The 24607-nt window shown below is 45.5% G+C and carries 23 protein-coding genes; 13 read left to right on the plus strand and 10 right to left on the minus strand.

What is annotated here, in order from left to right; genetic code table 11:
- The first annotated feature begins 47 nt into the window (after positions 1-47).
- Together GV030_RS19610 and GV030_RS19615 are read left to right on the plus strand one after the other, a co-directional pair.
- A complete protein-coding gene (locus GV030_RS19610; protein WP_159585052.1) occupies positions 48-596 on the plus strand; it encodes an RNA polymerase sigma factor in 549 nt (182 codons plus the stop codon).
- On the plus strand, positions 589-1365 hold the full coding sequence (locus GV030_RS19615; protein WP_159585053.1) for an anti-sigma factor domain-containing protein: 777 nt from the start codon (positions 589-591) through the stop codon (positions 1363-1365). Before GV030_RS19610 ends, GV030_RS19615 begins: the two co-directional genes overlap by 8 nt.
- A gap of 264 nt (positions 1366-1629) precedes the next feature.
- On the opposite strand, the gene murA is transcribed toward GV030_RS19615, so the two are convergent.
- The 6 genes from murA to GV030_RS19645 all read right to left on the minus strand — a co-directional run bounded on the left by murA (position 1630) and on the right by GV030_RS19645 (position 7910).
- Positions 1630-2931, minus strand: a complete 1302-nt coding sequence (murA, locus tag GV030_RS19620; protein WP_159585054.1) for a UDP-N-acetylglucosamine 1-carboxyvinyltransferase — start codon at positions 2929-2931, stop codon at positions 1630-1632.
- Positions 2932-3627 carry a DUF4290 domain-containing protein gene (locus GV030_RS19625; RefSeq protein ID WP_159585055.1) on the minus strand — a complete coding sequence of 232 codons (696 nt, stop codon included), beginning with the start codon at positions 3625-3627 and terminating at the stop codon, positions 2932-2934.
- Between the two features lie 115 nt (positions 3628-3742).
- Entirely contained in the window at positions 3743-4159 is a 417-nt protein-coding gene (locus GV030_RS19630; protein ID WP_159585056.1) for a RidA family protein, read from the minus strand.
- Complete coding sequence (locus GV030_RS19635) at positions 4156-4596, minus strand: GNAT family N-acetyltransferase (protein WP_159585057.1); 441 nt, start codon at positions 4594-4596, stop codon at positions 4156-4158. Before GV030_RS19635 ends, GV030_RS19630 begins: the two co-directional genes overlap by 4 nt.
- The gene (locus GV030_RS19640) at positions 4596-5897 is read right to left on the minus strand and encodes an aminopeptidase P N-terminal domain-containing protein (RefSeq protein ID WP_159585058.1); all 1302 of its coding nucleotides are present in this window, start codon (positions 5895-5897) and stop codon (positions 4596-4598) included. Before GV030_RS19640 ends, GV030_RS19635 begins: the two co-directional genes overlap by 1 nt.
- Before the next feature lie 207 nt (positions 5898-6104).
- Positions 6105-7910 carry a hypothetical protein gene (locus tag GV030_RS19645; protein WP_159585059.1) on the minus strand — a complete coding sequence of 602 codons (1806 nt, stop codon included), beginning with the start codon at positions 7908-7910 and terminating at the stop codon, positions 6105-6107.
- Between the two features lie 186 nt (positions 7911-8096).
- Between GV030_RS19645 and GV030_RS19650 the strand changes: the two genes are divergently transcribed.
- The 8 genes from GV030_RS19650 to GV030_RS19685 all read left to right on the plus strand — a co-directional run bounded on the left by GV030_RS19650 (position 8097) and on the right by GV030_RS19685 (position 19300).
- Positions 8097-9500, plus strand: a complete 1404-nt coding sequence (locus GV030_RS19650) for a S8 family serine peptidase (protein WP_159585060.1) — start codon at positions 8097-8099, stop codon at positions 9498-9500.
- Positions 9501-9799: 299 nt separating this feature from the next.
- Complete coding sequence (locus GV030_RS19655) at positions 9800-10141, plus strand: YciI family protein (RefSeq protein ID WP_159585061.1); 342 nt, start codon at positions 9800-9802, stop codon at positions 10139-10141.
- A gap of 51 nt (positions 10142-10192) precedes the next feature.
- The gene (locus GV030_RS19660) at positions 10193-11437 is read left to right on the plus strand and encodes an RNA polymerase sigma factor (protein WP_159585062.1); all 1245 of its coding nucleotides are present in this window, start codon (positions 10193-10195) and stop codon (positions 11435-11437) included.
- A gap of 79 nt (positions 11438-11516) precedes the next feature.
- Positions 11517-12749 (plus strand): pitrilysin family protein, encoded by a 1233-nt coding sequence (locus GV030_RS19665; RefSeq protein WP_159585063.1) that lies wholly within the window; start codon positions 11517-11519, stop codon positions 12747-12749.
- A 33-nt stretch (positions 12750-12782) separates the two neighbouring features.
- Entirely contained in the window at positions 12783-13421 is a 639-nt protein-coding gene (locus tag GV030_RS19670; RefSeq protein WP_159585064.1) for an O-methyltransferase, read from the plus strand.
- Complete coding sequence (locus GV030_RS19675) at positions 13418-15466, plus strand: LysM peptidoglycan-binding domain-containing protein (protein ID WP_159585065.1); 2049 nt, start codon at positions 13418-13420, stop codon at positions 15464-15466. The genes GV030_RS19670 and GV030_RS19675 overlap by 4 nt, the downstream gene beginning before the upstream one ends.
- A gap of 38 nt (positions 15467-15504) precedes the next feature.
- Positions 15505-17349, plus strand: coding sequence for a DUF3857 domain-containing protein (locus GV030_RS19680; RefSeq protein ID WP_159585066.1), 1845 nt, complete (start codon positions 15505-15507; stop codon positions 17347-17349).
- Positions 17315-19300: a DUF3857 and transglutaminase domain-containing protein gene (locus GV030_RS19685; protein ID WP_159585067.1), complete on the plus strand. Its 1986-nt coding sequence runs from the start codon at positions 17315-17317 to the stop codon at positions 19298-19300. Before GV030_RS19680 ends, GV030_RS19685 begins: the two co-directional genes overlap by 35 nt.
- 4 nt (positions 19301-19304) lie before the next feature.
- Here the strand turns inward: GV030_RS19685 and GV030_RS19690 are convergent, their stop codons facing one another.
- The 4 genes from GV030_RS19690 to GV030_RS19705 all read right to left on the minus strand — a co-directional run bounded on the left by GV030_RS19690 (position 19305) and on the right by GV030_RS19705 (position 22076).
- Positions 19305-19676, minus strand: coding sequence for a LytTR family DNA-binding domain-containing protein (locus GV030_RS19690; protein WP_159585068.1), 372 nt, complete (start codon positions 19674-19676; stop codon positions 19305-19307).
- A gap of 120 nt (positions 19677-19796) precedes the next feature.
- Positions 19797-20327 carry a hypothetical protein gene (locus GV030_RS19695; RefSeq protein ID WP_159585069.1) on the minus strand — a complete coding sequence of 177 codons (531 nt, stop codon included), beginning with the start codon at positions 20325-20327 and terminating at the stop codon, positions 19797-19799.
- A gap of 62 nt (positions 20328-20389) precedes the next feature.
- Positions 20390-21502: a DNA polymerase III subunit gamma/tau gene (gene dnaX, locus GV030_RS19700; RefSeq protein WP_159585070.1), complete on the minus strand. Its 1113-nt coding sequence runs from the start codon at positions 21500-21502 to the stop codon at positions 20390-20392.
- Between the two features lie 100 nt (positions 21503-21602).
- Positions 21603-22076: a hypothetical protein gene (locus GV030_RS19705; RefSeq protein ID WP_159585071.1), complete on the minus strand. Its 474-nt coding sequence runs from the start codon at positions 22074-22076 to the stop codon at positions 21603-21605.
- A 90-nt stretch (positions 22077-22166) separates the two neighbouring features.
- Between GV030_RS19705 and GV030_RS19710 the strand changes: the two genes are divergently transcribed.
- Genes GV030_RS19710 through GV030_RS19720 form a run of 3 tightly spaced genes read left to right on the plus strand, consistent with a single transcriptional unit; the run spans position 22167 to position 24527 of the window.
- The gene (locus GV030_RS19710) at positions 22167-22763 is read left to right on the plus strand and encodes an RNA polymerase sigma factor (protein WP_255465602.1); all 597 of its coding nucleotides are present in this window, start codon (positions 22167-22169) and stop codon (positions 22761-22763) included.
- On the plus strand, positions 22753-23403 hold the full coding sequence (locus GV030_RS19715; protein ID WP_159585072.1) for a hypothetical protein: 651 nt from the start codon (positions 22753-22755) through the stop codon (positions 23401-23403). Before GV030_RS19710 ends, GV030_RS19715 begins: the two co-directional genes overlap by 11 nt.
- Before the next feature lie 26 nt (positions 23404-23429).
- On the plus strand, positions 23430-24527 hold the full coding sequence (locus GV030_RS19720) for a hypothetical protein (protein ID WP_159585073.1): 1098 nt from the start codon (positions 23430-23432) through the stop codon (positions 24525-24527).
- Positions 24528-24607 lie beyond the last annotated feature (80 nt).

A 24607-nucleotide genomic window follows, 5' to 3' on the forward strand; every position in this document is an offset into this window, starting at 1 on the left:
GATTGAATCTAAGTTTTGATAACTTAAACGTTAAATTATTCAAAATTTTGACCAAAAGTATCGACTTCAACACCCTACTGGTAAAGCGGCTGAGAAACAGAGATGTAACAGCCATGGATTATCTCTACGAACACTACTCTGACGCTCTCTACGGGATCATCTATCGCACACTCAAGCACACAGAAATAGCTGAAGAAACCCTACACGATGTATTCATTAAGATTTGGGATCAAATAGAAAGCTATGATGCCAGCAAGGGCACTCTTTTCACCTGGATGTATCGCATTGCCAGAAACCGGGCCATAGATGCACGCCGGTCTAAGGACTTTAAAACCGCCGATAAATCTGATGACATCACAGGCTTCGTAGATATGTTTGAATCTTCGTCAAACGCTGAAGAAGACTACATTGGATTGTCAGGAGTTTTAAGTGAAATAGGTGAGATGTGTAAGAAGCTCATTCAGCTGAACTTCTTCATGGGGTACTCCCATGCAGAAATCTCCAAGAATGAGGACATGGCCTTGGGAACCGTAAAAACCAGGCTTAGAAACTGTTTGAAAGACATCAAATTAAAACTGAGTAAAGATTTTGAATAAGCAAGAAATATTAACGGGCGGGTACCTGGCAGCCTACATCACTGGTGAACTCAGCGCGGATGAGGAACAAGAGATAGAAACGCACATCGCTTCCGATCAGCAGGTCAGACGTGAATATTTCGACCTGCAAAAAACGTTGGAGTTGGTGGCGTTTCACCATTCCATCGCCCCCTCACCAGTGGTCAAAAAGTTCGTCATGCAAAATGAGTCTGTGATCAAAAACATACACAGTCCGGGAGAAAGCAGTGGCGGCTCCAGATACCTGATGGCAGCGAGCATCACCGTAGCCTTAATATCAGCCCTCTCAGCTTTCTATTTTTGGAATCAGTGGAAAGACACAGACAGTCGCCTTGCACTGCTCACCGCACGGAATATAGAAATGGCAGAAAGCTATCAGCGCGTAAACCAGGAGCTTACGGGCATTCGGGGAGACCTTGCGGTACTGGTAAGTCCAGAATTCAGTCGGATCATCCTGAACGGAACCGACAATGCAACTGATGCCAAAGCAGTTATCTACTGGAACCCTACAGAGGAGGAAGTGTATCTGAATTCAGCCAATCTGGCTCAACTCCCTCAAAACCAGCAGTATCAACTATGGGCCCTCATAGATGGGGTGCCGGTGGATGCTGGTGTGTTTGATGCTTCAGATGGCACCTTCCAGATCATGAAAAACATTGCCAGAGCGGATGCCTTTGCCGTGACGATCGAACAGTCGGGAGGATCTGAAAGCCCTACACTATCTACCATGCAGGTGTATGGAGAGTCCTGATCGGTAGACATATAGCATTGAAAAACGATACCCTGAATGGATCAACCTTCAGGGTATTTTTTTGCTTTATGAAATGGATTCTGTGATAAGCCGAAGAAGACTCGGGTAAACTTCTGACAGAAATGTCAATATTTTATCCATCCAAGAAATCCAGAAGACACAGGCTTTACGTAAGTACTTCAGTTTCTGTTCAGAAACTTGCTTAAAGCTGGTTGATTAGCGCCGTGAGGGGACTCACGGCGTTTTTTGTATGCATTAGGATTTTTAGAACCGTTCTATATCTGCACCCAGTGCCTTCAATCGCTTGTCGATAAACTGGTAGCCTCTGTCTATCTGCTCCACATTGTGGATAGTGGATGTACCATCCGCCGACAAAGCAGCAATCAGCAATGATACTCCGGCCCTGATGTCGGGTGAGGTCATGCTAATGCCCTTGAGGTCAAATGCCCGGTCCAGACCGATCACTGTGGCTCGGTGTGGGTCACAAAGTATAATCTGAGCCCCCATATCGATCAATTTATCAACAAAAAAGAGTCGGCTTTCGAACATTTTCTGATGGATAAGTACCGTTCCCTTAGCCTGAGTGGCTGTCACCAGCACAATACTGAGCAGATCAGGAGTGAAGCCAGGCCATATGGCATCGGCTATGGTCAGGATGGATCCATCTATGAAAGACTCGATCTCATAATGCTCCTGTGCAGGCACGTAGATATCATCTCCTCTGAATTCCAGTTTAATTCCTAATCTTCTAAAGGTGTCAGGGATAATCCCCAGCATATCGATTCTGGCATCCTTGATGGTGATTTCTGACCTGGTCATTGCTGCCAGACCAATGAAACTCCCTATCTCGATCATATCCGGGAGCATGGTGTGATCCGTGCCACCCAAAGATTCCACTCCTTCTATTTTCAGGAGATTACTTCCAATTCCCTCAATCCTGGCTCCCATGCGTACCAGCATGTTGCATAGCTGCTGAATATAGGGCTCGCATGCGGCATTGTAGATGGTAGTAAGTCCCTCAGCCAGCACAGCCGCCATGATGATATTGGCTGTACCGGTGACAGATGCTTCATCCAGGTGCATGTAGGTACCCTTGAGCTTCCCGCTTACCGTATAAAATGAGTTTTTTGCGTCATAATCAAACTGAGCACCCAGCTTCTGAAAGCCCACAAAGTGAGTGTCCAGTCTCCTTCGGCCAATTTTGTCTCCGCCCGGACGTGGCATCTTGCCAGTGCCATATCTGGCTAGCAGTGGCCCCAGAATCATGATCGATCCCCTGAGTGATGACGCCTTTTCCTTAAAGTCTTCAGTATCCAAAAACTTCAGGTTCACGTCTTTGGCTGTGAACCGATAAGACTCTTCGTCAGTCTTTTCTATCTGCACACCCAAGTCTGCCAGCAGATCTATGAGCTTGATGACATCCCGAATATTAGGAATCTTATGAATATGTACTGGCTCTGAGGTGAGCAATACAGCCGAAATAATCTGTAGGGCTTCGTTTTTGGCTCCTTGTGGAACGATGCTTCCTTTGAGGCGGTTGCCTCCCTTCACTCTAAATGAAGCCATTTAGTTGTTGTTTCTTCTGCGTTTGTTGGAGAAATTTCTTTTACCGCCTTTGTTGTTATTGTTGCGGTTTCTGTTTTGGTTTTGGCCCTGGTGCTGACCTCTATTGTTATTATCAAATGATCGCTCCTTGCGCTCACTGCTATCGAAAAGACCATTGGCCTTCACCTTTTCTATATCGATATCCAACTGATCTTTAGACAGTTGTTTGATGTTTTTCAGCACTTGCTCATCCTCAATATTGTCTCTGTTCCAGGTCAGGTAGAAAGACTTCATGAGTTTACCAATGGCCACGATGGCCGCTTCTTTTTCTTCGGGGTCTTCCAATGCGATAGCATTGTTGATCAGAATTTCAATATTTCTGCCATAGTGGCGAAACTTGATCTCATTGGACTGATAACGCATGCGATCCGGCTTACGCTCCAGGATGGTTGATTCTGGAATCGGGAAAGGGCTTTCCACATCCAGGTCAAACTTAGATATGATGAATAGATCATCCCACACCTTCTGCGTGTATTCGCTGGCATCTTTGCTAAACTCCGGATTGATCATTTTCATCAATTCCACAATCAGGGCAGCATATTTGTTGCGCTTTTCTTTATCGTCGGTCGCTTTCAGATGCTTCACCAGGTTCTGCACGTTTCGGCCGTACTCTCTCAACGTAAGATGAGGACGCTGGGTATTGTATTCTAAACTCATTGATTTTTGATTTTGCTCAAAACTAAAGTAAATCCAACATTAGGCCGCACATGCAGGGGATAATTCATGCAGTTTCGGCAGCCAACAGGTATAAAAAGGGAAAAAATGCAAATTTTCAGAAGTCCAATGCTGCTATACACTTCAGCTCTATGGCTATGGGTGTAGGCAGGGCGTTTACCTCCACTGTAGTGCGGCAGGGCTGCACATCTTCAAAGTACTCTGCGTAAATTCGGTTAAAGGTACCGAAATCATCCTTCATATTGGTAAGAAAAACGGTAACATCCACCAAATGTCTCCACCCAGCACCGGATGCTTCCAGAATGTCTTTCACATTGTTGAAAACAGAATGACATTGGGCTTCTATGTCATACGCTACAATTTCACCCTGATCATTGAGGGTAACACCCGGAATTTCCTTCTTCCCTTTCACTCTGGGGCCTACACCAGATAAAAACAGGAGGTTGCCCACTCTGCGAGCATGGGGATACAGGCCTACAGGCTCGGGCGCTTTGTCTGATTGATAAATGCTCATAACTCTTTTGAAAAATAAATTTTAGAATCATCAGGATTTGGCTGTGGTTCAAAGTCCACTACATCAAAGCCCTGGTGTATGGCAAAATGAATCATAGACCGGTGACTGTTACGCGCTTTGAACTTTAAAGATCTATACCCCTTCAGCTTACACCAAACCTCCATTTTCTGTAGCAGGATCTTGGCAACGCCCCGCCCCCGAAATGCAGGCACTACACCACCCATCCAGCTATAAAAGACCTTTCCATCTAAAAACCGGTCATAGCCCACCTTGAATCCCGCCAACTTCCCGGCGATCTCAGCGATCAGAATGACGGACTCGCCGCCCAAAAGCCTGTTGGTATATTCTGCTGCGGTATATCCATTTTCAAACTCAGGAATCTGCTCCTGAATCTGAATGGCCTCCTCTATCGTACCAGAGCGAACCACCACCTGCATCAGCTCTTTCGGCTTTCGTTCATCAAATCCTCAATTTCCTCAGCGTGGATAGGAATATTTCTCATCAGGTTTTTATGCCCGTTTTCGGTGATAAGAATATCATCTTCCAGCCTGATACCAATCCCCTCTTCGCGGATATAAATACCAGGCTCCACGGTAAAGACCATGCCCGGCTCAAATTTCTTATATATAGATGCCACATCATGTACATCCAGGCCCAGGTGGTGAGATGTACCATGCATGAAATACTTCTTATAAGCTGGCCAGTCAGGGTTCTGATTCTTCACATCAGTCTTATCTATCAGACCAAGTTCTATTAACTCCACTTCCATGAGAGCCCCCACAGCCTTATGATACTCAGGAATAGCGCTGCCCGGAGTGAGCAGCTCAGTAGCCTGATTTTTCACCCTGAGCACTGCATCATACACCTGCCGCTGCCTCTTGGTGAAGCGTCCGTTCACAGGAATGGTGCGGGTCATATCAGCATTATAGTTGGCATATTCAGCGCCCACGTCCATCAGCATCAGGTCCCCGTCTTTCAACTGTTGGTTGTTTTCAATGTAATGAAGCACACAGGCATTGGCTCCTCCAGCGATAATTGGTGTGTAGGCAAACCCCCGTGAACGGTTAGAAAGAAAAACATGGGCGTACTCCGCCTCTACCTCATACTCCCACACTCCGGGGCTCACCGTTTCCAAAATTCTCCTGAATCCCTGCTCCGTAATGTGGCAGGCATGCTCTATCAGCTTAGTCTCTATGCCAGACTTGATGGTGCGCAAGTCATAGATGATGGGTGCCAACCGCTCATATTTATAAAGTGGGAACCGGGACATGCACTGCTTGATGAACCGGTCGTTGGCCGTCTCTACCAGCGAAGCATTCCTGATGTGCTCATTGGTTGGTAAATAGATATGTTCAGTCTCAGCCAAAATGGTATAGAGCATTTTTTCAAAATCCTGATTCCATTTGATGTTCTGAATGCCCGAAATCTCCTGACCCTCTTCTTTGGTCAGTTTATGCCCTTCCCAAATGGCTATTTCCTCGTTTGTCTCTCTCAGGAAGAGAAGTTCACGCATTTTTTCATCCGGAAAATCCGGAGCCAGAATACAGATAGACTCTTCCTGATCCACTCCTGTGAGGTAAAAGAGATCCGAGTTTTGCTTAAAACTCATCGTACCATCTGCATTGGTGGGCATGACGTCATTGGAGTGGATGATCACCACAGAATGTGGCTTTAGCCTTGAAACAAGTCTCTTCCGGTTCTCTACAAAAAGCTGTTGATCTATTTGGCCGTATCTCATGGGTTTTTCTTTAGTAAGTCTGTTGCTAACAAAGAGGCACCAAGCTGAAATCAGGGGTTGCCACATGCTCAAGGTGGGTGCCGCTCCTCAGCCCTAAAGTTAGTATTTCTTTTTCGGCTCAGGAGACTTCACCCCATGGAGCACGAAAAAAAGGACTACATTTTGTAGTCCTTTTTGCACAACGTAATCCTAAAACCAACCTATTCTTTAGAGGGCGGTAAATGACACTACTACCACATCTGAATTAAACACTTCAGGACCATCTCCGTTATCCGGAAAACCATATTCACCATCAGCGGGGCTTTCTATGTGAAGCATTGGAAACAGCTTATCACCAGCAGCTACTGTGGCACTGCCCAGATCCACCATCACATCACTTGTGCTTCCTGCATTGACAAATGTCTGACCGAGTACCGGCCCTGGTGCTCCATTGCCATTGTCTTCGTGGATCACAATCCAACCATCTACTCCAGCCTTCACCTCATCTATTGTCACCATATTGTTCATGACAATCTGATCAGACACCATAACTGATGGAGCTTCTATGTCTATGGAACTAAATGTGATCGGCAAGTCAAAACCATTTGCTCCGTCAAATTCGTAGGCACCAATGGTTCCGCTTTCATTGTGAAGCATGATCCATAGGGTTTCACCATCAGATAGGGGCTCATCATCCTTAAAGGTGATGGCTACATTTTCTGTGGTACCAGCATCTATAGCTACAGGATTAGAAATAATCCCCGGTGCTACGAATGAACCGGCACCATTGTCTCTATGTACCACCACCCAGGAGGGTTGCCCCACTGTAATGCTCTCCACCATCAGTGTGTTTTGAGATACCACCTGATTGCTGGCCATGAACGAACCCGAAGGAGCTTCCAAAGTCATCGGAGCTGTAGTGATAGGGCCATCAAAGCCATTGGCTCCATCAAACTCATATTCACCAATAACTCCATTCTCAGTATGGAGCATAATGTAAATCACATCTCCGGCACTTAGCGCAAAATCACTATTCAGTTCTATGGCCACATCTGAGTTAGTTCCAGCCGGGAGCTGTACCGGAGTGGAAATTATCCCTGGTACTTCCGGACCATCCTTAGTAGCATTGCTAGCATGCACCACTACCCAACCAGTGGCATTAAGCGTCAGCTCACTGGCCGTAATCATATTTCCCTGTACAACCTGCCCCACTGCTGAAATACTTCCAGTAGGGGCGAGAGTTTCTATTCCTATAACTACTACGTCATTGGCAAAAACCTCCGGATCATCACCATTTTCTGGAAAACCGTACATCCCGTCAGCAGGACTTTCTATATGGAGCATTGGGAAAAGCATTTCACCACCAGCGAATACCGCATCCCCCAAATCGATGGCAACATCACTGTTCATACCAGCCGAAACCATGGTCTGACCCAAAACCGGCCCGGGTGCACCACTGCCATTGTCGGCATGAATGACCAACCAGCCATCTACAGCCGCTTTCACCTCACCTATTGTTACCCAGTTTTCGTTCACCACCTGATTTGATGCGGTGATACCCGGAGCAGATACTGTAATGTCAGTCATGACTATGTTTCCATCGGATAGTATGGGTCCATCAAAGCCATTGGCTCCATCAAACTCATAAGTGCCTTCAATACCGTCGTCTGTATGAAGCATTACCCATAGTTTGTCGCCATCCATGAGATCATCCACCTCTGTAAGCGTAAGCTCCAGATCATTCTGTGATCCGGCCTCCACGAGGAGTGGCTCAGATATGATACCAGGTACCACTGGAGTACCATCTTCATTACTGGCATGCACTACCACCCATCCTTTACTGTCAAAATTGACATTGGACACCCTGATAGTATTCTGAGAAATTGTCTGACTGGAGACTGTCAGCATACCGGAGGGCATTTGCTCTTCAGGCTCCATATCTGTGGTATCATCATCCCCACATCCGGCAAACAAGAATGCTCCCGCCAGGAATAATAATGAACTGTGATTGAATAATCTTTTAGTACGTCTCATTTTGAATAATTTATGTTGGATTAATTCTTTACAATGCCCTACCTACGACCGAATAGATGTCTCTGGATTTTATTAATTCAATATTTTCTCAAAAAAGTACAAATACAGGTGTCACTATGGAGTTCACCCATCATTCAGAGCTTCACGTAATAGAGCTTTATTCATGGCTATTCCGTATTATTGAAGATGACTCGCCTGATCGGCCTATATGTACTTTCTATTCTACTTTTTGCTGGTAGTACTGCCAGTGGTCAGCATAAATATTGGCTTGACCATACCTCTCTGGCTACACTCAGCGTGATCCTCCCGGAGCCAGACCGATGCTCCGAATGGATCAATGCCTGCACCTATACACTTACTGCGGATCAAACGTCTGCCGTCATCGCTGCAGGAGGTGTACTCACTCCAATGCTTTCCTTTGCCCCGGCTGCACTCGCACACAAAGACCCTATCCTGAGCTTTGCATTAGAGCAGATTCAGGCCAACTATTTTCTGAAAATGGGCCTCACTGGTAAAGGGGTGAAAATTGGGATTATCGATGGGGGTTTTTTGAGGGCTGACAGGGATCCCACATTGAGTCATCTTTTTCAGAAAGGATTGGTTAAATCCTACAAAGACTACATCACTCCTGAGATGGAGGCTTATGGCGGGGCCATCGGACTGGATGACAATCACGGCACTGAAGTATGGCAGCTCATTGGCGGATATGACAAAGAAAAGAACATCCTCTATGGACTGGCCCAGGAAGCTGAGTATTACCTGGCCAGGACTGATCATGGTGCCTATGAAAAAAGAATAGAAGAAGATCTCCTCATTTTAGCACTCGAGGATATGCAGCGACAAGGGATCCGGTTAGTCAATGTTTCGCTGGGCTATAATCTGGGTTACTCTGATGCATCAGAAAACTACCGACCCAGCCAGATGGATGGTAAATCCACAGCCATCGCCCGGGCGGTGGAAATAGCCGCCACCCAGAAGGGGATGCTGATCGTGGTGGCAGCTGGCAATGAAGCCCGGGATGCCTGGCAGACCCTTTCGACACCTGGTGATGCTCAGCATGCCCTCACTGTAGGTGCCAGCAAATTTGACATCTGGGACAAAATGGACTACAGCAGCATCGGACCTGACTATACCGACTTTGTAAAACCGGATATCTCGGTGTATTCCACCCTTGGCACGTCCTACTCTACCCCTGTCGTAACGGGCCTTGTGGCATGCATCTGGCAAATGGACTCCACACTCACTAATCTCGAAATCATCGATATCCTGAAGCAGGCGGGAAATTTCTATCCCTACCCCAATAACTACCTGGGATACGGGGTACCCACCTGCCCGAATATCATTAAGATCATGAGTGGTGAGACCATCAAGCGACCACAAAAGGTCAAAACATCAAAAGAAAGCTACAAACTCACCCGTGATTTTGACACAAAGTATCTCGTAGCCTTTCATAAAAAAGATGAGCGAAATGTGATGGCCAGAGTGGTGTACCGACCTATGGGAAATAAGGTGAAAATAAAAAGGATAACCATGGCCCGACAAACCAGTCTGCTGATAGGCACTGAGGTAATAGAGATCTTTTGGGAGTAAAACAAAACCGGAAGGGCTGCGCCAATATGATTTCCATTTTGCCCTTCCGATTTTTGTTTTTAGGTAACTAGAATTCTCCAACAAAACCGCTATTGTGATTACTGGAGAGGAAAACACCAACCGTCTGTTGGCATTACAATATTAGAGGACTCTGAAGATGATCAACCTCTCCATTTTTCGGTAATGTGCGTTAGGTATTTCTACCGACTGATAAAAAATTCATGGGTATTGTCCATTTGACACCTGTTTGTTCGTCAAAGGGTAAAGAGTTTAAATTTTTACTAACCAATTTTAACGTTATGAAACAATTCTTGTATTTATTCAGAGGGGGCGATGAGGAATATGCCCGGCAATCACCAGAGCAAATGCAGGCTCACATGGCCAAATGGGGTGAGTGGATGCTTAAAATAAGTCAGAATGACCAGCCAGTGCCCGGTCTTCCGCTTCAGGCCGAAGGAAAGGTGGTCTACAATGGAGGTGAAACGATCACAGACGGCCCATTCATGGAAGGCAAAGAACTAGTGGGTGGTTATGTGCTGGTAGAAGCCAATGACCTGGACCATGCCGTAGAGCTATCCAAAGACTGCCCGATTTTTGAGTTTGGTGGGTCTCTGGAGGTGCGGGAAGCTGTAGAGATGTAAATAATTTCCAGGAACACCCCAAACGATGATGGGGTGTTCTATTTTTATCCAATGGCAGGAAACCAACAAGCCACTCAGGTCATCGATCATCTGTTTCGCAATGAGTTTGGGAAGGCCGTGGCCTATCTCACAGGTAAATTTGGCCCAAGCCACCTGAGTGCAGCTGAAGATGCCGTGCAGGATGCCTTGATGAAAGCCATGCAATCATGGCCGTTTGGGACGATTCCTGACAATCCCACTGCATGGATCATCAGGGTGGCCAACAACAAACTCATCGATCAGCTCCGCCGCCAGCAGAAAGTATACTATGCCACGCAACTGCCTGAAACTCCGGAAGCGCCTCCTATCATTTCAGATGACCTTTTCAAGGATGAAATGGTGAAAATGATGTTTGCCTGCTGCAATCCGGCTATGAGTACGGAGCACCAGCTGATCCTCACCTTGAAAATCCTTGGGGGTCTTTCCATCAGGGAAATCGCCTCCTCCCTCCTCAAAAAGGAAGAAACTATTGCCAAAGCATACACACGAGCCAAAAAGAAATTCAAGGAAGAAAACCCGACACTTGAAATCCCCACCGCAGGAGAGATTCAAAACCGACTGGTGGTAGTATTGAAAGTCCTGTACCTCCTATTCAATGAAGGCTACAAATGCACTGAGGGTGATCAGCTGATCCGCAAAGAACTCTGCGAGGAAGCGATGAGGCTCAATCACATCCTTTTGGACAAACCCGAAACCAACAACGAATGGACCCGGGCACATATGGCACTGATGCACTACCATGTAGCTCGATTCGCCGCACGAACCGACGAGTCCGGGGAGGCGATCTCATTGGAACTTCAGGATCGATCCAAATGGGACGCACAACACATCGAACTGGGCAATCGCTACCTAAATACCATACCTGAGGGCTATCACAACGAATATTTTATTCAGGCAGCCATCAGCGGCATTCATGTCAATGCCAGATCGTATGAACAAACCAATTGGGCCGGAATTCTCACCTTGTACAATCATCTTTATTCACTAAAGCCCAACCCACTGATCGCACTTTATCGCATCATCCCTGTGGCGATGACTCATGGTCCTGAAGTGGCCCTTTCAGAACTCTCCAAACTGGAAAATGAACCTCTGCTCAAGCACAACCACCTTCTGTCTGCCACCCGGGCAGAACTCTACTGCCAGTTGGCAGATTGGCCGAAAGCCAAAACTGCGCTGCATGAAGCCATCCAAAAAGCCGAAAACGACAAAGAGAAGGCCTTTCTCAATCGTAAATTAGTTTCCATTCCCGGCAATTGACGTAATACCACTCTCACCATAAGACTATGTTGAGACATTATACATCAAGTACATAAATCAGTAGTAAATTTGCGCCCCTATGGAGGAGCACGAAATGATAGAGCTGTCAAATGGCATCAGGATAATCCACAAGCAAATCACCAATACCAGGATTGCGCATGTGGGCATCATGCTGGACATAGGCAGTCGTGATGAAGCGCAAAATGAGCAAGGAATCGCTCATTTCTGGGAGCATATGGCCTTTAAAGGCACCAAAAAGAGAAAATCCTTCCACATCATCAACCGTCTGGACTCCCTAGGTGGAGAACTCAATGCCTACACCACAAGAGAGAAAATTTGCTTCTATGCCTCTTTGCTGGACAATCACCTGGACAAAGCCGTGGAGCTGCTGGCAGACATCACTTTCAACTCTACCTTCCCGATGGCTCAAATTGAGCGTGAGCGCATGGTCATTCTGGAGGAAATGTCCATGTACCTGGATACGCCCGAAGATGCCATACAGGACGATTTTGATGAGTTGATCTTCAAAGATCACCCCTTGGGCAAAAACATTCTGGGCACACAGGACACGGTAAACTCCTTCAAGCAAAAGGACTTTCTGGATTTTCTGGACAGAAACCTCAATACGGAAAAAATCATCCTCTCGAGCGTGGGCAATTACTCAGCCAAAAAGCTTCAGAAGATGGCCGAAAAGTACCTCGTGGCAGTCCCTCACAAAAATCACACGCCAAAAAGAAACTTTTTCGAGGGATATCGCCCCCTGATCGAAACTGTGAACAAGCCCATTTCCCAGGCGCATGTTGCCATGGGGAGTACTTCTTATGGTCTCCTGGATGAGCGACGCATTCCATTTTTTCTCCTGATCAATATTTTGGGTGGACCGAGCATGAACTCGCGCCTGAATATGTCGCTAAGAGAAAAGCATGGGTTTGTCTATGGTGTAGAGGCCAGCTACACCCCATATTACGAAACCGGGCAGCTCGGCATTTACTTTGCCACTGATCCCAAAAATCTCAAAAAGAGTCTGAGACTGGTAGAAAAGGAACTCGACCTCATGAAGAAGCAGCCAATGGGTCATCTACAACTTCACAAAGCCAAGCAGCAGATCAAAGGTCAACTGGCCATGTCTGAAGAAAATAACAACTCGATGATGCTGATGATGGCCAAAAGTATCCTTGACCTGGGCCGGATACCGGACATCAATGAGCTCTTCAAAAAAATAGACCAAACCACAGCCAGTCAATTACTGGAGCTGGCCCGTGAAAATTTCCAGACGGACAAAATGAGTCAATTAACTTATTTGCCTGAATAGGTTTGCACGCTGAAAATCTCTTAATTTTACCCCATGGATTTTCTGCCAACCGAGCTCCAAAAGTATGTAGAAGCGCACACCAGTCCGGAGACTGAGCTGCTTCGTCGCATTAATCGGGAAACACATCTCAATATTCTTAAACCCAGAATGCTCTCTGGCCACCTTCAGGGCAGGGTGCTCGCCATGCTCACTCAGATGATTCGCCCAAGGTATGTCCTGGAGATTGGCACCTACACGGGGTACTCGGCACTTTGTATGGCAGAAGGCATGCAGCCGGGCGGAAAACTGGTGACCATAGAAGTAAATGAGGAGCTAGCCACACTCACACAGGGGTACTTTGCAGAGTCCCCTTTTGATGAACTGATCGATTTTCGCATTGGCGATGCACAAGAAATCATCCCCACACTGAGTTATACCTGGGACATGGTTTTTGTGGATGCCAATAAGGAAACTTACCCACAGTATTTCGAATTGATCCTTCCTCAGCTTCGCAAGGGAGGGTTTATGATCATAGACAATGTGCTCTGGAGCGGCAAGGTGACTACCGATGATCAAAAAGACAAGGCCACTGCTTCCATCAAAGCGTTTAACCAGATGGTGCATGATCACCCGGAAGTAGAAAACGTATTATTTCCCATCAGAGATGGCTTAATGGTATTGAGAAAAATATGAGGATTGTACTTTTAGGACTGCTTCTTTCTATTCATACTTTTTCATTTGGTCATGTAGGTGGCGTACCCGTGGTACCGGCCAGTATAGAAATCGCTGGGATAAAACTCAAACTCACTCCAGATGCACGCGAAGAAATCCAAAAAGATGTGAATGCCCTCAGGGCCAGTGAAAAATACTTTCAAATCAAACTGGATCGTGTCAACTTGTATTTTCCCATCATAGAACGGGTACTGAAAGAAGAAGGTGTGCCCGACGAGATCAAATACCTCTCCATACAGGAAAGTGCGCTCATTTCTGATGCTGTGTCGTCCGCAGATGCCGTAGGATACTGGCAGTTCAAAGATTTTACCGCACGAGAAGTGGGCCTGAGGGTAGACTCCAAGATAGATGAACGGAAAAATATCGTATCAGCCACACGTGGGGCTGCCAAATATTTCAAACGCAATAATTTTTACTTCAAAAACTGGATCTACGCGGTAAGTGCTTACCAGGCTGGAGCTGCTGGTGCCAAGAAATATGTGGATAAGGAGAATTTCGGGTCGGACAAGCTCACCATTACCAGCAAAACACACTGGTATGTACTGCGCTTCATTGCACATGTCATTGCATTTCAGGATGAAGTGGGTGATCCACACAGCGAAGGCCTCCGCCTTCTGGAGCATGATAAGGGTGCTGGCAAAACCCTTGATCAGATTGCCAATGAGTTTAAGGCGGACCAGGCCATAGTGACTGACTACAACAAATGGTTGTCTCACGGAAAAATCCCAGATGACAAAGTATATACCGTCATCATTCCCATCAAAGGCAAAGCACCTAAGGGTTTGGAAAAAGAAAGCGATCAAAGGCCTCTGACCCGGTCCATTGAAGCAATTGAGCCTGTCAAGTATCCGGATCAAATTGCCTCAGGTATTACCAAAAACCAAAAAGCCATATTCTTTAAGGTTAATGGGCTGGAGGCTGTAATGGCTGGTGCAGAGGATAATATCGTGAGCTTAGCTCTGAAATGTGGGATCAGCAGCACTCAACTTATCAAAAACAATGATCTCAATCCGGGTGAAGAAGTGCGATCCGGGGAGATTTACTATGTAAGCAGTAAGCGAAACCGTTCTGCCATCAGGTTTCATGTGGCACAATACGGTGAGTCTCTCTGGGACATTTCTCAAAAATATGGGGTAAAACTCAAGAAGCTGGCTCAGAAAAACCGAATGGGTATGGCCGATAGCGTGAAACCCGGAAGGCTCATCTGGCTCAGGAAAACCCGGCCAGAGCACACTTCTGTTGAATATCACGAGGTAAGGAAACCTGAGCCTATTCAAAAAGCGAAGCCCAAGCCGGTGGTAGTCAAAGAGGAAGTGAAAGAAAATCCTCCTGAAGAAAAGGTGGTACCAGAAACGGAAAAGCCAGAAAAAAAGCCCGTGGTAGAGGAAAAGGTCGTCTCGAAAGCGCCCGAAACCTCAACCAATAAAGAAACCTCAATAAACAAATCTGCCACGTATACACCCCCTTCGGGTGATCGCCTCATCCATGTAGTGCAGCCAGGTGAAACCCTCTGGGGGATTTCCAGACTTTATGAGGTCAGTGTGAGTGACATCAATACCTGGAATAACCTGGGCGCCGGCCTCCCACTGAGTCTGGGGCAGGAACTACTCATCTACAACCCCGTGCGTGACAAGTCGCCGGTGGTGGAAGAAAAACCAACAGAGGAAGCCAAACCAAAATCAACGGCGGATTTTCATGAGGTAGAACCTGGAGAGTCCCTATGGGGGATTTCCAGAAAATACAACCTGACAGTGGAGGAGCTCAGAAGCTGGAATGGACTTACTGCGGAGAGCACGATCAATGCAGGTCAGAAGCTGCTTATCAAACCCCTGGAAAAAGAACGCGCACCCTCAGAGCCATTCATTATTCATGTGGTCAAGGGAGGGGACAGCCTGTACAAAATCGCCAATACCTACGGCATGACTGTACAAGAGCTCATGGAGCTCAATAGCATGAAATCCACTGCCATTTCCGTGGGCGACGAACTGAAGGTGAAGAAAAGGTAGATTATGGTTATAATTGCCTAAACCGACCTCTGCAATTATTGACAACACCTACAAGAACACCGCTTTTCCTGATTAGTTTCTTCCTTTTTCAATATGCTCTCGCTCAGGTGGGTAGTGGTATTCTGGAGTATAACATCGATCTTGAGGTTAACAAAGGGTCACTGGTGGAAACTAAGTCCTACCTCATCAAGATAGGAGACAGAGAAGCCAACTGGCTGGGGGATATATCCATTCATCACCAAGCCACAGACAAATTCAAACTCATAGAAGCAGTCTTGCTTGACCAATCTTTCAATGTAGTGAGAAAGGTGAAAGCGAAGGATGTTTACACTAAGAACATGAATTTAACAAGCACCTTTTTTGATGACCATCTTGAAGATAAATTTTCACTCAAGCACAATCAATTTCCTTATTATATTAAATATTCATACCGGGTCATCAAGCGGGATTTCCTTTTCCTGGCCTACTGGATACCCCAGTACTATTCCAATGTCAGCACTATTTCTTCATCGCTTTCATTGACCCGTCCTCTGGACTATGAAATACACTTAGACTCGATAGGAGAATTCACTTACTCATCAACAGAGGCAGAAGGTCTGATCACCGAAAAATGGTCTATTAAGCACCCGAAGAAAATTGGTAAAGAAGATTTTTCTCCACCTGCCACAGAAAGCCTCCAACAAATTTCCATTGTTCCATCTGATATCAATTATGGAGTAAAAGGAAGTCAAGCAAGCTGGGAAGACTTTGGAGAGTGGGTAGCCAATCTCAATAGTGAACTGGATGTTCTCCCTGAGGAAGAAATCACCATTCTCAGAAAGAAATTTGGTCACCTGGAAAACCAGGATACTTTAATAAAAGAACTATATCATTATCTTCAGGATAACACCAGGTATATCAATGTCTCCCTTGATATCGGGGGAATGAAGCCCTACCCCGCAGAGTATGTTTTGATCAACAAATACGGAGATTGTAAGGCTTTAACCATTTACATGAAAGCTTTGCTCAACGCCTTCCACATTCCCTCTTTTTATACTTTGGTAGAGTCTGGGCTCAACCCAAAAGCCATCAGGGAAAATTTCCCTTCTCAACAATTTGACCATGTCATTCTTTGTGTGCCGACCAAATCTGACACCATATGGCTGGAAAACACAGCATCTTATCTCCCATACAATTACCTGGGTTCATTCACACAAAACCGCAAAACGCTCTTGATAAATAAGGGAGGTAGCCAACTTGTAAGAACTCCTGCACTCACTCATACAGATGTCCACCAAACAAACAACTACCATCTGACTTTTGATGAAGACAGGCTCACGGGTACCCTCCATTCTAAATTGAGAGGAGAGGATTATGAAAAGATTGCTTATGTAGAAACCAATCTCTCCAGTCAGGAGAAGAGAAAATATTACAACAAATACTTTAACAATCAGGGATTTGAGTTAATCGATCTGACCATTCATCAGAACAACCGATCGCTTCCGGAGGTGGAGCTTAATGCTCAAATAGATCTGCCCAAGCATCTGAGACAGGTGGGTCCGCTACGGATAATTTCACTACCAGCCTCTCCTATGCCAGCCAGTGAGGTCTTCAAAAACAGAACGAGACCCGTCCGACTGATGATGCCCATTGATGCTCATGACAAGGTTATCATTGACTCCTCTCAAAATTGGACATGGAAATTACCCAAAGACTTTAGCCTGATCAGTGAATTTGGAACATACCAAATCACCTATGAGCTCGTGAACAATAGCCCGGTGATCAATAGGCACATCAGCCTCAGATCAGGGGACATCCCCATTGAAAATACAGGAGAATTATACACCTTCCTTTTAGAAATTGAAACATATGAATCGAGTGCTCCAATCATCCCAACCCATTAGACTTCTTATAGTCCTCTTTTTCGTGGCTCTGGCCGGTGCGTCCACGGCCCAAAGATATTCTCAGGAGTTTGGGGTAATCGCCAAAGATGAGTTTGACCTTGAACTATACTCGGATGACCCGGAGGCAGAGGCGCTGATCTTATTTGATGTAGGAGATTCTTATTTTCTGGAAGGAAATACCGGTTTTGATATCAAGTTTACACATTCCAAAAGACTCAAAATCTTTACCTCGGCGGGATTTGACTATGCCGAAATAGAAATCCCCTACTATGTAGAAGGAAATAAGAGAGAGCGTGTTGAAGAAATAGAAGCTTTCACCTACAACCAATTGGAGAATGGGACCATGGAAAGAATCAGTCTCAATCAGCAAGACATATTTGATGAAGTAAAGAACAAATACTACCGGGTCAAAAAGTTCGCCTTTCCCGGAGTGAAGGCAGGCTCTATTATAGAATACAGATACAAACTCATTTCGCCATTCAAATTCAACCTTCCCGATTGGGCATTTCAAAGTACAATCCCCACACTTTACAGCAAGTACACTGTGCGTATGGTGCCGTTTTACGAGTATATTTATTTAATGCAGGGTGGAAAATTTGATTCTCACAGATCTTACACGTCATCCGAGCTGCCTAGATACTTCGGCTCTGTCAAGTACAATGATTTTGTGCATGAATTTACCAAGAAAAACATCCCCGCCTTTAAAGATGAAACATTCATCTCCTCCACCGATGATTACATCATCAAAATGGACTTTCAATTGACACAGGTCAATAACCCAAACGGCCTCAAAACTGAGATCATAACCACCTGGCCCAAACTCATTGAAGAGCTCAATGACCATGAAAATTTTGGGAAATACATTAAAAAGGCACAGAAATTCTCAGAAAAGACCATCCTTCCTTCTCTCAACCTCAGTAACAAAACTCAAACAGAGAAGGCTGGCCTACTAGTTGATTACGTTAAAAACGACTTCTCCTGGGATAGGTATTATGCGAAGTATGCCAACCAGTCAGTCAAAGAGTTTTATGCCGCAAAACAAGGAAATGCAGCCGAAATCAACCTGTTTACTATCGGGCTGTTGAATGCTGCCGGTATAAAGGCCAAACCCGTATTAATAAGTACACGAGATCATGGAAAAATCACCATGGATTACCCTTTTAGTCACTTTTTCAATTATGTAGTGATCATTATTGAGCTGGAATCCGGTAAAATCCTAACAGATGCCACGGAGCCGCTATTAACTTTTGATAGATTACCACCTTTTTGCTTCAATGATAATGGACTCATAATAGACGAGGCTGGAGTTGGATGGGTTGGGTTAGAGTCACCTAAAGCTTCCCTGAATAATTATACGATCTCTCAAAAACCAGACCCCGATTCATTGAAATCAACCATTCTCGTAAGCAGCCAGATGACAGAGTTCGAAGGGCTAAAAATGCATAAGAATTATGGCACTGATGATAGGCTATTGACCGAATCGTTGGAAAAAGGTGAATACCTTGACGTTCACAAAGTCTCCTTCCCAGGAAGAAGTCAGAATAGTCAGTATTCATTTGCTTTTACAGGCGCGTGCCAACTAGAGCGGGTAGATGGGAAATTTTTGATTAGTCCTTTTCTTAACTTACCCATTGACGAAAACCCTCTCAAATACCCATCGAGAACGTATCCCGTAGACTTCACTTATAAAACCACAGATCACTATCAGAGCATCATTGAAATACCAGAGGGTTATCGAGTAACCTATCTTCCTTCCAACCAAAATATTGATGATCACCTAATGACAATCAAGTATAACATCATTTCTACCGATAAGTCACTCACCGTAGACGGACAAATAGAATACAAAAAAGCCGTTTACAGTTCTGGTGAGTACTTACGTATCAAGAATCGTCTGGACACCATCGTTAAAACATTCAACGATCAGATAGTGCTTGAAAAAATAGATTGACGCTTTATGCCTCCACCTCTAACAGATGAGCACGTACCTTATTCACGGCCATATTAAACTCTTCCTCTTGTGGTGGCTTGGAAATAAAGGCTACTGCGTCCAATTCAAGAGCCTGGGACTGAAAAAGTGGGTTTCCTGAAATCACAATGATTTTGGGCGGCTTCACCAGGGTACTCATAATATCGATGCCATTAAACTCAGGCATTTCAATATCCAAAAACAGAATATCCGGCCGATCCAAAATGATACCTGCTGCCCCTTCTATCGGGGATTCATAAGTGTTCACCAATTCCAGATCATCGATCTTGGAGGCTAGTTTTTGTACCATTAAGATAGAGGTAGGATCATCATCAATGGCAATAGCTCTTAGTTTCATAGTGTGGTTATTATGGTTGTTCAGACAAATGACCAATAAACTAAGGTAAATAAAAAGTTAATATCGGTGAACCCAGAAAAAAGGTCGGTGAACAGATATACACACCGAATCAATAGCCAATTAATATTCGAAATCCAGGCCAAGTCGGTCCTTAAGCTCTCTCAATACCGGGTTTTGCTGAGCCATGTATTCAAATTTCTCTTTGGAGGTATAGAGGTTACGGGTAGACTCCTGCTCGGTAACTTCCTTTTCTATCTGCACAAAGGTGTTGTCCAGCGTTTTTCTAAGGTGCTGGATAAGATCCTGCTCAAACTTATCTAGAATGCTGATCTCCAGTTGACTTTCCATAAACAGTGTTACCTGAGTATCGCCGGTCTTCTCCAGTCGCCGGTCCAGCACCAGCTTCTCAGTGTCCGAAGCACCCGCCTCCAGCCTCCTCTTTCTGAAGGCCTTCCATGCATCGATCACCTGGCTTTCGTCAAATGGCGTGCTGCGCTCTTCCAGTAGTGGTTTTTTCACTTCCTCCTCCTGCACCACTGGGGTCTTGGGTCTCAGCAGACTTGGGGTTTCCTTTTTAGCAGGATCCTTTAGGGCTGTAGGAATTTTAATTTTGGGGGTTTGGGGAACAACTCTCGCAGAAGGAGTAGCCACCGGATGTTCTTTCGTAGGTAGAGCAGGAGACGGCTTCTTCTCAGAAGGCTGCCTGGTTTCCTCTAGGCTGTCACTGCTTTTTTTTTTACCCCGTTCTCTGCGCTGAGTTTGATAGCCCGGTTCAGCTGAGAAAGCTTCATCAGGCAAAGTTCAATATGCAATCGCTGATTCTTACTTTGTTTGTAGTTCAGGTCCACCTGATTCATCAGGTTAAGCCCAGTGAGTAAATAAGAAGTACTCAGTGCATTGGCTTGCTCCTGGTATTTTCCTTTGAGATTTTCCGGCACCTCCATCAGCTTGAGAGTCTCAGGATTTTTACAGACCAGCAGGTTTCGGAAGTGTTCTTCCAGACCAATCAGGAAATTATGACCATCAAATCCATTTCTCAGGATATCATCATACAGCAGCAACGCCCCGGAGAGGTCTTCTGCCTGAAAGAAGTCTGCCAGCTTAAAGTAATAATCGTAATCTAGGATGTGCAGATTCTTGATTGCATTTTGATAAGTCACCTTATTATCTGAAGAAAAGGTAACTATGAGGTCGAAGATGGACAGTGCGTCACGCATTGCTCCATCTGCTTTCTGAGCAATCAGATGCAGTGCCTCAGGTTCGGCATCCACGCCTTCCTTTTCAGCGATCTGCTGAAGCTGCACCACCATGTCATTGATCTCTATCCTATTGAAGTCATAAATCTGACACCTGGATAGGATGGTAGGGATGACTTTATGCTTTTCTGTAGTGGCTAGTATGAAAATGGCATACGAAGGAGGCTCCTCCAGAGTCTTCAAAAAAGCATTGAAGGCCTGAGTAGAGAGCATGTGCACCTCATCTATGATGTACACCTTAAATTTCCCCTGCTGCGGTGGGTAGCGTACCTGATCGATCAGGTTTCTGATGTCGTCCACAGAGTTATTAGAGGCCGCATCCAGTTCGTAAATATTGAAATTGTTGGTGGCTGCGTCACCCGATTCTGCTTCGAAACCATTGACCATACGCGCCAAAATACGCGCACAAGTAGTTTTACCCACTCCTCTGGGGCCACAAAAAAGCAAGGCCTGCGCCAGGTGATCATTGTCGATGGCATTCTTAAGTGTGGTAGTGATATGGCCCTGGCCCACTACCTCCTCAAACCCTAACGGGCGATACTTCCTGGCCGATACAACGAAACTTTCCACAGCGGAAAATTAAGACAATTGGGTAGAACTCCGGCAAGAATCAAGATGAAACTTTGAACAAAATGAGCGATCCTACAAGATGACCAGGAAAGGCCCCTGCTTAGTCGTATCGCTCAAAATAATAGTTGGGTAAATCCATGTAGCCAAACGAGATGACCATGCGGTCCGCTCCTATGCTGAGGTACCCTTTCTCACCATCCATAAAAATAATGGGTACAAGCCTGCCATTCGGACTTTGTGGATCCACCGGCTCCAGAGCAAGCTGATATTGCGTGCCATTGGTTTTCGAATCCCGGTAAATTACCTTGCTGGCCACGTCTACCTTCCAGATGACTTCCCCCGGATTGAAATTCTTTATCAGGGATTTATCACTGACAAACAGTGTGGTGTATCGCAGTGACCATTCGCCCTCCATCAGCGCATTCAGTGCGGGGATGGACAGGCCATCACTATCAAGTTCCCATTCGCGTGCATCGAAAGTAGTGGAATCTTTAAACTCTTCCCGGCTACAGGAGCAGAGCACGCAAACCAGAATAAAGGCCCATGAAGAGGTTTTGAATAAAATATTCACCATTGTAATGACGATACGTAAAGAAAAGAAGTTTAATTCACTATATTTTTTTAATAGCCACGCAACCTCGAAGCAACTATCCGCATCTACCCAATGAACACCAACCTAACCATGTTGCGAATCGATAAATCCAACTCTGAGCAAAAGTTACTGCATGACTGCAAGAAAGGCAGACCCAGTGCGCAAAAAGAGTTGTATGACCGATTTGCGTCCAGAATGTTGGGGGTATGTATCCGATACATTCACGACAGAGAAGAAGCAGAGCATGTAATGATTGGTGGAATGGTGAAAGTGTTTGACAAATTGGAACAATATCAGGGTGAAGGTAGCCTGGAAGGCTGGGTACGGCGCATCATGGTGAATGAAAGTCTGATGTATATCAGAAAACACAAAAACATGTCGCTGGAAGTGGAGGTGGAAAAAGCAGAATCTGAACCGGACTATTCCACGCTGGAAAATAGCCTGGAAGCCGCAGATCTCATGGCACTGATAGCAGAGCTCCCGGTGGGCTATCGCACAGTGTTTAACCTCTATGCCATAGAAGGATATAATCATAAGGAAATAGCCGAAACGCTGGGAATCAATGAAAATACTTCGAAATCTCAGCTCAGTAGAGCACGAAAATATTTACAAAACCGCCTGGCAACGATCCAGGAGAAGGAATTAAAACAAGATGGCAATGGCAAATAATTTGGACAGACTATTCAGGGAGAACATTGATCAGTTCGAGGTGACACCTCAGGCCTCCAGCTGGGAGCAGGTGCAAGGCCAGATTGCAGGTAAAAAAGGATTTTGGGTTACCCCCATGAAAATAGCCGCGGCCATAGTGGTCCTCCTTGCAGCTACCATAGTGGTAATCAATCTTTCAGAAAAAGAACAACAGGGGGACTACCTCTCGGCGATCGATCATCCTGAGTATCAGGATCGATATTCTTTTCGGCTGGAGCTGCCTTCTGTGAATCTTGAAAATACTGTAGCTCCAGTGGTAGCCACTCAACCAAAAATTAAGGCCCAGAAGGCTTCACAGACGATCACGGAAAAAGCTGATTTTGAAGAAATCACTTATGAAGCCATCTCGGTAGCTTCTCTTAAAAACTTCCAATTGGAGGCAGAATTGCCGGTGAGGAATCAGCTCAAAATCCCAGGACTACCCAAACAGGAAACTCCTGCGGTGAAAATCACCTACATAGCTACCCATCAGCCTCAAACTGACAGCCTAAAGGTGAACAAGTTCAATACATTGATCGCGTATTTTTCCAATGATGTATCTCCTACCGAGATCCTGGCAGATATAAGAGAGGTGAAGGACAATTTATTTAGCAAAAACTAAGTCAAAAACTCAAAATAAAAGAAACGATGAAAAAGGCAATACTGGCAATGACGGCACTCCTGCTGCTCATGCATCCGGAAAGAGGAAGGGCTTCTACAGGAGATACTGTAGTCATAGAGCTCAACAACAAAAGCAAGATTCTTGTCTACACCGAAGATCGTGTGGCGCTCAAAGACCTGGAGCAATACGACCTCAACAAGATGATCAAAGACCTGAATTCAGCACTGAGGTCCAGCAAAATAGAGAAAATAGAACTGCAGGATGACAATGGCAAAAAATACCTCAAGGACACCACGATCATCTTCGGAGAAGGCAGCAGCGCCAAAACGAAAATCAAAATTGGTAACATGGAGCTCTTGGTAGATGCTGATGAGTGGGAGGACCTGGATGACGAATGGGATGATGACCTCCCTGTACGAAAATATCACTACGAAGAAGAATCCATTGACCGCACCAGACATTATTTCAATATCGACTTTGGTCTGAACAACTGGATGGAAGGCAACTCCTTCCCAGACGAAAACAATGCTCCATATGCCGTAAAACCTTGGGGAAGCTGGTACTTTGGGCTGAACAGTGTCAACCGAACCTGGGTTACAGGCCCGCTCTTCCTGGACTGGGGCATGGGCGTGAGTTGGTACAACTGGAAGATGCAGGAAGCCGCTACGCTGATAGAAAAAGGGGATACCCGCATCGAATTTAATGCCCCGCCAGCCAGCTACAGCAGTATCAAAAGTAAACTTTCAGCACCCTATCTGAATGTAACCATGGTACCGATGCTGGACTTTGCTAAAGGCAGAAGGAAAGTCAAAAACCTGGAAAGAGGCAGCATCAGCTTCCGTACTTACAAGAAGCAGGGCATTCGATTTGGAGCCGGAGGTTACGCCGGCTACCGACTAGGTGGCAGTACCAAATATGTCTATACTGAAAACAACAAGAGAGAAAAAGACAAGAACTCAGGTAACTACTACCTCACCAATTTCCGATATGGCATCAGAGCACAAGTGGGCTACAAGGGACTTGATCTCTTTGCCATGTATGATCTCAACGAAGTGTTTGCATCCGGTCGGGGGCCGGCTGGTAGCCAGGGCATGAATGCCATCACCTTCGGTATCACGTTATAAGTTTCCAGTTTTGTCTAGTCCACAAGGCCAGAAATAAAAAATGCTCCCAATTGGGAGCATTTTTTTTGTTTCGAGCGATA

Origin of the sequence: Marinoscillum sp. 108 (genome assembly GCF_902506655.1) — a bacterium.
Classification (GTDB): domain Bacteria; phylum Bacteroidota; class Bacteroidia; order Cytophagales; family Cyclobacteriaceae; genus Marinoscillum; species Marinoscillum luteum.